The organism is Caballeronia catudaia, from assembly GCF_001544755.2.
Lineage (GTDB): Bacteria > Pseudomonadota > Gammaproteobacteria > Burkholderiales > Burkholderiaceae > Caballeronia > Caballeronia catudaia.
In genome coordinates, this window is record NZ_FCOF02000034.1 from 63,847 (window position 1) to 72,331 (window position 8,485).

12 protein-coding genes are annotated in these 8,485 nt (G+C 63.6%); all 12 read right to left on the bottom strand.

The genetic code is table 11. The features are described from left to right. Position 1 precedes the first annotated feature (1 nt). The gene (locus AWB75_RS27050) at positions 2-1,213 is read right to left on the bottom strand and encodes a site-specific integrase (RefSeq protein WP_235012259.1); all 1,212 of its coding nucleotides are present in this window, start codon (positions 1,211-1,213) and stop codon (positions 2-4) included. Next, positions 1,210-1,422, bottom strand: coding sequence for a hypothetical protein (locus tag AWB75_RS27055; protein WP_061127101.1), 213 nt, complete (start codon positions 1,420-1,422; stop codon positions 1,210-1,212). Before AWB75_RS27055 ends, AWB75_RS27050 begins: the two co-directional genes overlap by 4 nt. A gap of 12 nt (positions 1,423-1,434) precedes the next feature. Beyond that, entirely contained in the window at positions 1,435-1,593 is a 159-nt protein-coding gene (locus tag AWB75_RS37780; RefSeq protein ID WP_159462810.1) for a hypothetical protein, read from the bottom strand. A 31-nt stretch (positions 1,594-1,624) separates the two neighbouring features. Next, positions 1,625-1,858 (bottom strand): hypothetical protein, encoded by a 234-nt coding sequence (locus tag AWB75_RS37285; protein WP_143746510.1) that lies wholly within the window; start codon positions 1,856-1,858, stop codon positions 1,625-1,627. Further along, a complete protein-coding gene (locus AWB75_RS27060) occupies positions 1,855-3,312 on the bottom strand; it encodes a DEAD/DEAH box helicase (protein ID WP_061127102.1) in 1,458 nt (485 codons plus the stop codon). Before AWB75_RS27060 ends, AWB75_RS37285 begins: the two co-directional genes overlap by 4 nt. Continuing rightward, complete coding sequence (locus AWB75_RS27065) at positions 3,309-3,602, bottom strand: PDDEXK family nuclease (protein WP_200823040.1); 294 nt, start codon at positions 3,600-3,602, stop codon at positions 3,309-3,311. The genes AWB75_RS27060 and AWB75_RS27065 overlap by 4 nt, the downstream gene beginning before the upstream one ends. After that, positions 3,586-3,774 carry a hypothetical protein gene (locus AWB75_RS27070; protein ID WP_061127103.1) on the bottom strand — a complete coding sequence of 63 codons (189 nt, stop codon included), beginning with the start codon at positions 3,772-3,774 and terminating at the stop codon, positions 3,586-3,588. Before AWB75_RS27070 ends, AWB75_RS27065 begins: the two co-directional genes overlap by 17 nt. Positions 3,775-3,778: 4 nt before the next feature. After that, positions 3,779-5,854 (bottom strand): DNA polymerase, encoded by a 2,076-nt coding sequence (locus AWB75_RS27075; RefSeq protein WP_235012260.1) that lies wholly within the window; start codon positions 5,852-5,854, stop codon positions 3,779-3,781. Then, a complete protein-coding gene (locus tag AWB75_RS27080) occupies positions 5,851-6,138 on the bottom strand; it encodes a hypothetical protein (protein WP_061127104.1) in 288 nt (95 codons plus the stop codon). Before AWB75_RS27080 ends, AWB75_RS27075 begins: the two co-directional genes overlap by 4 nt. A 65-nt stretch (positions 6,139-6,203) precedes the next feature. Beyond that, the gene (locus AWB75_RS27085; RefSeq protein ID WP_061127105.1) at positions 6,204-6,794 is read right to left on the bottom strand and encodes an ssDNA-binding protein; all 591 of its coding nucleotides are present in this window, start codon (positions 6,792-6,794) and stop codon (positions 6,204-6,206) included. A 26-nt stretch (positions 6,795-6,820) separates the two neighbouring features. After that, on the bottom strand, positions 6,821-8,125 hold the full coding sequence (locus AWB75_RS27090) for a DUF2800 domain-containing protein (protein ID WP_061127106.1): 1,305 nt from the start codon (positions 8,123-8,125) through the stop codon (positions 6,821-6,823). Further along, positions 8,122-8,406 carry a hypothetical protein gene (locus tag AWB75_RS27095; RefSeq protein WP_061127107.1) on the bottom strand — a complete coding sequence of 95 codons (285 nt, stop codon included), beginning with the start codon at positions 8,404-8,406 and terminating at the stop codon, positions 8,122-8,124. Before AWB75_RS27095 ends, AWB75_RS27090 begins: the two co-directional genes overlap by 4 nt. Positions 8,407-8,485: the final 79 nt, after the last annotated feature.

The following is an 8,485-nucleotide window of genomic DNA, read 5'->3' on the forward strand; positions in this document are numbered from 1 at the left end:
TTCAGCGTGAATACGGCGATGCTGAGCCGCCCGCCGTTGCCACCGACACGCCCAGCGCCGACTCCAGCCGCGCCATCTCCAAGTCGTTCTGGTTGCCGTCGATCCACTTGGTGTAGATGCGCAGGAACATCTCGACGGTGTGGCCGAGTTGCTTGGCGCAAAACGCCGGCGTCATTCCCGCCATTAGCATGCTGGTCGCGTAGCTGTGACGCATGTTGTAGGGGCGCCGATAGCGAATCCCCAGGCGCTTCAGAATTCGCGACCAGTACACCCGCAGGAACGCCTCCTCGCTATGCCAGGGCTTGCCATGCCGTGGATCCTGAAACACGCGCCCGCCCGCCAAGGCCGTGATCGCGCGTTGGCGTTGGAGCGCCGCGCGTGAGCGGCTGTTCAGACGCACGAGCCGCGCTTCCGACGTCTTGGTGCGATCCTTCTCCTCGCCGCACACCAGCACGCGCTCGATTGAGATCACGTCACCGTAGAAATCCACATAGCGCCAGTCGAGCCCGTTCATCTTGGAGGTGCGCAACCCGGACCAGAACCAGAATTCGATGTAGTTGTGAATCTGCGGTTCGATCAAGGCCGCCTCGGCGATGATCGCTTCGGATTCATCGCGCGAGAAGGGATTGGCTGGCTGACGCTGGTGCTTGGCGCGGGGCACGCCTTCGGCCAGATTGGTGGGCAGCAGCTTCTCGGTGACCGCCAGCGCCAACGCCTGACGCAGCACCGACACATAGTTGTTGATGGTCTTGCCGCAGAGTTCAGGCCGTCCGGCGATCGCCATCAGAATGTGCGAGAGCTTGAGCGACCGCAGCGCCAACGTGCCCATCGGGCGATCCTTGGCGTCGCACCGCGCCCGGCTCCAGAACTTGACGCCGCCGACGTAGCCGCGTCGAGTCGAGGTCTCCACGCGCGTCATCTTGAGCCACCTGAGCAGCCACGCTTCGACCGTCAACTCGGTGGACGCACCGACTTCGTCCGAGTCCGGGAAGTATTCCATCATGCTGAAGGTGCCGGTGCGGATGCGCTCGCAGATCTCGATGATCAAGCGGTTCGCATATTTGATGTTCGCGGGCGTGGGCGGCAGGGCCTCGCCGTCGATCATCAACGTGGGACGATAGCGCGTGCCTTCCACGGTAAAGTGCATGCGCATGGAGGTGTCGCGGATTTCTACGCCACCGGAGGTTCTATTCATTCGACTCATTTGATTCATTCGACTCGTTCGACCCACTGCTCGTAAGCGCGTAAGTCAATAAAAATGCCGCCATCGGGCGAGCGGCGATACTCGCGACCCGAGAGCCATTTACCGTCCTCGATCTTGCGGCGGATGGCTTTCTCGGTGAGGCCGGTGAGGTTCGCGGCCCGCGCGATGGTGACGTAGTGGACGGGCGCCAACGATGAGGGGGTAGGTGCTAGAACCATGATTGGTTATCCTCATTGTTGCTGCCCGGAATGTTCGGGGTTGCGTTCAGGTTTATTCAGGTTCAAACGCAGCGCGACGATACCGTCGTGTGCGCAGAACAGCCACTTGAGGGTGTCGAATGGGTGCAAGTTCGCGCGCAGGTGTCGCTTTTGAGTCTGCAGTTGGTGCATGCGCCTTGCTATTACATATCAGGACCGGCTATCAGGACCGTCGCAAGGCCGACCGTCGTAAGTAGCCCATGCCCGCTTCAAGATGCGCCAGATCCCGCTCAACCTTACGCAAGCTGCGCCAGTCCGAAGGCGTCAACGAAATGATGATGAAGTCCCGGCTTATACGGTGGCGCACGCGCACATGATGATCGGTGCGCGTGACTTCGAATTCGGGATAACGTTGAAGTAGTTTGCGCACGTTCTTGTCAGGTACGGCAGTCCTCATGCTGGGCTCCTCGAAGCATGCGTGCGGCGCTTCATCGCATCGAGCAGCACGTCCTGCACATCGCGTTTGGTCTGCAGACGCAGCAGCACGTCCTCGTCGATGGTGTCGCGCGCAAGGATGTGATAGATGAACACCGGACGGCGGTGGCCGGCTTGCAACTGGCGCATGGGTCCGAGGCGTTCGATGATCTGCTGGAATTGCTCCAGATCCCACCAGTGGGCGAAGAACACGAGAATGTTGCCGCCGTCTTGAAGGTTGAGGCCGTGGCCGGCGCTGGCCGGATGCGCGAACAACACCGGAATTCTGCCGGCGTTCCAGTCACGGATCGTCTGCGGTTCATGATCGAGTACGCGACCGTCTGGGAAGGTACGCTGTAGGCGCGCGAGGTCGGACTTGAAGTGGTACGCGACCAGCACCGGCATGCCAGCGGCTTCTTCGATGATCTCGTCCAGCGCTTGGAGTTTCACGTCATGCACCTCGCGCCAGCCGCTCTTTTCATCGACGATGATCGCGCCGCTGGCCAACTGAAGCGCCTTCATCGTGCGAGCAGCGGCGTTGACGGCCTCGACCTCGTGCTTATCGATCTCGATGAACATCTCGCGCTCCATGTCGCGATAGAGCCTACGAGCGTGGCTCGGCAAATCGACATACACGCGGCGCACGATCGGCTGCTGCAGATCGAACCAGTCGGCGGCGTCGAGCGAGATCGTGCAGTCGGCCAGCGCCGCCTGGATCTGTTCCTGCGCATGCGGGAGCGGACGAATGTCGTGATAGCCACGATCACCGGGCAACGATTGAAACCAGCGCTGCTCGAACGCGGAATAGGTGCGCCCGAGCCGTTTGCCTGCGTCCACCATCCACTGCTGTGACCAAAGATCCCGAAGCCCATTTGGCGCGGGCGTGCCGGTGAGGTTGACCCAGCGTCGTACCTTCGTGTGCGCCACTTCGGCGAGCGCCCGGCCGCGCACGCTGCCGCCGGATCGCTTGAGGAACAGCGTGCCGTTCTCGCTGCGTTGGTATGAGACGCGTGTCGATTTTAGCCGCGTCGACTCGTCGGCGATGACCGTTCCGAATGGCCAACTTCGTCCGTCGTGTTTGAAGTGATCGATGAGCCACGGCAGGTTCTCGTAGTTGATCGAGAAGATCGGTGCGTCGTGGCGGAGTTGTAGCGAGCGCTGCTGGACGTCGCCGATGATCGGCACGACTTCCATCGCGCTTAGATGCGCCCACTTCTTGCATTCGTCGGGCCACGTCGATTGCGCTACCCGAAGCGGCGCCACGATGAGCGTGGGCATGGCCTCGATGCCTTGCCGATAGCGCGCTTCGAGCACCGTCAGCGTGCAGACGCTTTTGCCTGCGCCCATAAACGCCCACACGTTCGAGCGCGCGATCTCCGACTGATGTTCGATGATCAAACGCTGATACGCGTGCGGCACGAATGTCTGGCGCGTCATGACTTGATCTCCGCGATGAAGCGATCGATTGCCACGCGCGAATCGATCATGCGCACGTCGCAGCCGAGCGCGCGCAGGCGTTCATGTTCGCGGGCTTGGGCCAGAGTGAGCGTCCCGCCAGGCCGTTTCACTTCAACGAACACAATCCGTCGAGGGAAGATCACGATGCGATCTGGCACGCTGCGCCGGGCGGGACTGGTGAACTTGTAGGCGACCCCGCCCGCCGCACGCACGCGCATGACGAGGTGCGCTTCAATCACGCGCTCGCGTATCTCAGGGCCGTGGCGCACGGCGGCTCCGGATGTCGAGGTTCAGCAGTTCGGAGCGCAGGCGGCTCGCCTCGGCGATGAACAGCCGCTCGTGATAAGCGAGCGTGTTACGCGCGTGCTCGATGCCGTCGAGTTGCTCGGCCACACGGGCGATGCGGCGCTTGAGCCACCACTGTCGGATCCGTCGATGCATGGCGTCATCCTTTGCGATATCGCGGGCCGCTAAACCCACTGGCCGCGAGCGGCAGGCCGTCGGCCCACGCTGGCGTGGTCGATAGCAACGTACAAAGGTGCGTGTCGTTGAATCCCTCGCGATCCGGCGCTTCGGTGACGTACTCGTCGTAGACGTGCAGAACGATCTCGTAGCCGCTGGCTTCGATAATCGGCGCCGCGTGATAGAACACGTCGCGAGCGACGCCCTGAACCAGGTTCTCGACGGCTTTGCCACCGAACGTGCGTACCCGTTCCCAGCGACGCGAGTACTGATTCATGCCCATGTAGCTGACGCCTGTCGTATCGATGCGAGGCGACGGGTAACACAGGAACCGGCCACTGGGCAGCCGCACGCGCAGCCAGTTATCGTCGCGGCGCATGCGCGTGCGGCGGCAATCGTGGGTCGTCGCCGGCGCGTTGATCGCGGCCCGCAGCTGGTCCTCGGTCTCCCGCCAGTACGACGTGATGGCGGGATGCGCGCGGCGCCACATGCGCTTGAGCGCATCACACACCACGAAGCCCTTCTTCGACAGCCCGAACGTTGCTTTCTTGTGCCGGCCGCACCATTCATGGAATGCAATGGCTTCTTCAAGCACATCGGCCGGGAGGGTCGGGGCGGCAGACTCGGCCAGCACGTCGAGATCGATCCCGTAGGTGGCGGCGAAGGCGACGAACGCGGCGGCTCCGGCCCCGAATCCGAGCGCAAGCTCCATAACCTTCCCGACCTGGCGTTGTTCCTTGGTCACGTCGTCGGGGCGGACGCCGAACGACTTCGCGTAGGCGAGCTTGTAGACATCAGGACCCTCGCCAGCATCGAACGCGCGGTAGGCGTCCAGCTTCCATGTCTCGCCGGCCAGCCAGGCGAGCACGCGACCCTCGATGTTCGCGAGATCGGCGACCACCAATTTCTTGCCTGCCGGCGCCACAATGACGCCGCGCATCGTATTGGCGGTGAGGTTCATCACGTCGTCGAACAGCAGATCGGCGCACCCGGAGGTGAGCGCTTCGATGCCGAGTTCGATCTCGTGTTGCGGCAGAGTTGGCCGCAGGAAGTTCAGCGGATTGATGATGCGGCCCGAGGCGCGTCCGGTGCGTGAAGCGCCGCAGTATTGGATCAGGCCGCGCACGCGTCCATCGGCGGACACGGCACGCTGGATCGCCTTGTACTTGGCGGTGCTGGAGCGGCTCGCCTGCAGGCGAATCGTCAGCAGTTCGCGCAAGCCTTGCGGGACATCAGGGTCGTCGATGCGTCGCTCGATGGTGGCCGGCGTCAGATCGGGCAGATCGATGTCGTAGCTGTGAGCGATATGCCGGATGAGACGGTCCCGCTGGGTGGTCGATCCCACCTCGCCGTGCGTGATTTCACGGGTACGCTGCGCGAGCCGCTGTTGCTCGCGCTCGATGGCCGAGATGGCGCCCTCGACCAAACGCATGTCCACGGCGACCCCGCGCTGGCAGATCTCTTGATCCAACCGCCAAGCCGCGAGTTCGAACGCGTTTGCCGGCATATTCCAGCAGGGCAACCGGTTCCAGATTTCGCGCAACACGACGACATCCTGCCGGCAATATTCGATGAATTGCTGCCACTCCATCGGACGGGTTACACGGGTCTTACGACGGAGCGTGCGGTTCGCCGCCTGGGGCATGCAGAAGCGTCGAATCAACTGCAGGCCGGCGCGATCCTTTTGCCGATCGACCGGCAGTCCCAGTACCTCCGCTAATGTCCCGAGCGACCCCGGCAAACTGTGCGCGTAAGCGCGCGCCATCGTGCAACGCCAGCGGCTCGGAGCGATGTCGAGTTGCGGCATCGTGTGGGCGAGTAGCGTGCGCTCGAACGCGGCGTTGTGCGCCACGATCGGCGCATCGGCATCGAGTATCTCGACGCGAAAGCGTTCGGGCATCAGCTCCGCGGTGACGTCCCAAACACGCACCGCGGTGTCGATGCCGGCCCACGCGATCAGCAATGTCTCGGCGCTTTCGGCGTAGCGATGGATGCCGTGCCTGATCGGTGTGGCGCTGTACGTTTCCGTGTCCATGAAGCTGACGGGCGCGTCGGTCACAGCAGCCCCGCGCCAGCGTCTTCGAGTTCGTTGACGCGCCGTTGGAGCTCATGCGCGCGAGTGCACTCTGCGCTGTAGTCGTCGTGATAGGCCTGCGCCTCGCTTTTCGCCTCGTCGACTTGGTGCTCCAGGTCTTCGACCTGCTGTTCGAGTTCTTCGAACTCGGCATCGGTTCGAGCGGTCCGTGCAAAGCGGACCGCCGCCTCCGAGGCCGCATCGCGGTCCAGCGGATTCGCGCACAAGGCCCGGCGCAGTTCGTCATCGGTCCAACGGGTGTAGTTCATCGTCGCGCTCCGCTTCGTAGTGCTATGCAACGAGGTGAGATGAGCCGGAAGAGCCAGCGCATGGTTCAGGTCAGATCGTCCTCCGTCGCCGGTGCGCCGATATCCTCGAATTCATCGCTCGACAGCGGCGTGCCGGCGCTGAACGCGTCGCCGTCCTTGACGAACTGCACGCCGCGCAGGGTGGCGCGGATGCCGCGGCCGAATTTGTTGTCCTGCGCCCAGAGCTCGACCGTGGCGTTCACATAGCAGCCGGCGTAGGGCTTGCCATCCTTCTCCGTCAGCGGACCCGTGTTGCGGTCGAGCACGAGCGGGCGTCCCTTGTCCTGCGCGCGCGAGGCGGACAGCACATAGTTGTCGGCGTAGCCGTCGTAGTCCTTCTGGCTGCCGTCGTACCAGCAGATCTTCTGCGGATTGCCGGCGAGCGTCTTGAGCACCGCCTCGGCCTTGGCCTTCCAGGTGTCCGCAGCGACCGTGGCGATCACCTTGTCCATCGTGGTCTTCTTCCACGCGTGGTCGGCCTGCTGCAGCAGTATGGGCTGGCTTTGAGGCTGAAGGAACGACGCTCGATAGCTGAATGGCCCTTGGCCTTCGAATTGCCGCGGCTCGAACAGATCGGGAAAGGCGAGGCGGACGTTTTGAAGCTGAACGATGGGCATAGCAAGATTCCCTGTGCAAAGGTAGATCAGACGAGGTCGAGACCGTCGTCTTCGGTGACGATCCCGAATTCATCGGCGGGCGATGGCAGGACGAGCGTAGGGCGCTTGTCGGAGTCCGGAGCGACCGAGGGTGCGCCTTCACGCTGCGAGACAAGCGCCTCGACGCGCTTCCAGCGACGCGGATAATCGCGCGCGAGGAGTTTCTCGGCCTGCGTCGGGCTAATAAGCTTCGACACGTACATCTGGACGTGTTTGACGCGCATGGCCTTGAGCAGCTTCTCGGCGTCTTCGACACTGGACCACTGGCGCGCGCCGCGTCGGCCCTGCACGAGCTTCGCGCCGGGCACGGCGTGTCCCCTCATGAGCTCGTTCTCGATACGCGCCAGCACGGCGCGGCCCCATTGCTCGATCAACGGCAGGGCCGGGAAGATGCGCCCAAGCGCCGCGTTGTCGAGCGGCTCGACACGCGTTTTCACGTCAGCCTCGGTCATGTCGGCCAGCACCTCGAACTCGGTCCGGATGGTGTCCTCGATGTAGGTCGCCAGCGCGGGACACGTCGCCTTGGCCCGGCAGAAGCGGCAGGCCTTCTCACCGGGATGGAAGTCGGCGGGCTGCAATGACGTGTGTTGAGCGGACGCTGCGACCTGCATGGCGCGCTCGGCGGCGGGGCGTGCCACCGTATCGATCCATTCGAGCAAAGCGGCGGGCTTGAGCCGCCATTCGCTCGGCTGCTCGGTCAGGCGCGGCTGGTGAATGACCAGGTTGATCGTCGCGATGTCGAACAGCGAGGCATAGGTTTCGTGGGCAGCCGCAGCGTAAAGCATGGCCTGCCAGTTCTCCTCGGCCTGCACTTCGACGCCGCGCCCATATTTGAGGTCACGAATTTCGATCTCCGCGGTGTTGTCCGGCCAGTGGGCGATGAGCACCGTATCGCTGGTGCCTTTCGCATCCGGCTCGCCCGTGACGTGCTCGATCGACAGGCGCGCTTCGACCCGCATCTGCACCTTGGCCCCGGCGAGCGTCAACTCGGCAATGCGTTCGCGCACGCCGTCGACATAGCGCTGCACCGCATCGGCCATCTCGTCATCGACTTCAAACTCGCGCTCGCCGACCGAGATCACACGGCCCAGATAAGCGTTCGCGTCCGCATCCTTGTCAAGGCACCACTGCATCAAGGTGTGCGCGGCCGTGCCTTCATCGGCGTATTCGCTGCTTTCATCGGGCTGGCCGAGTTGGGCGGCGGCGGAAGCCGGGCACGCGATCCAGCTATAGGCCGACGACGGCGAAAGCCGCGCATGCGCGTGCTGAGCGGAGGCTACAGGGGTATTCATGACGCGACCGCCGACGACGTGGCGTCCACGCGGCCCGCGAGCACCTCGAGGCACAACGCGAACGCTTGCGGATACTGCGTCTCGTCGAGCCCCGGCACATTGGGCTTCGCGGTGATGGCCTTGGCGCCGAAGCGCGCCAGTATCGCTTCAGCCTGCGCGCGGCCGATGTGCTGGCTAATGCCGAGGATGGCAGTGCGCAGGTTATCGAAGCTGGGCTCGGCGTCGGCAAGCTCGCCGTGCAGCGAGGCGGTGCGCGTGTGCCATTCATGCAGCACCGGCACAGTGAACCGCCCCGGCTTTGTCGGAGACTGCCGAGTTTGGCGCTACGCCGCGCGAGCGGAGAGCACCAGATTCCGATTG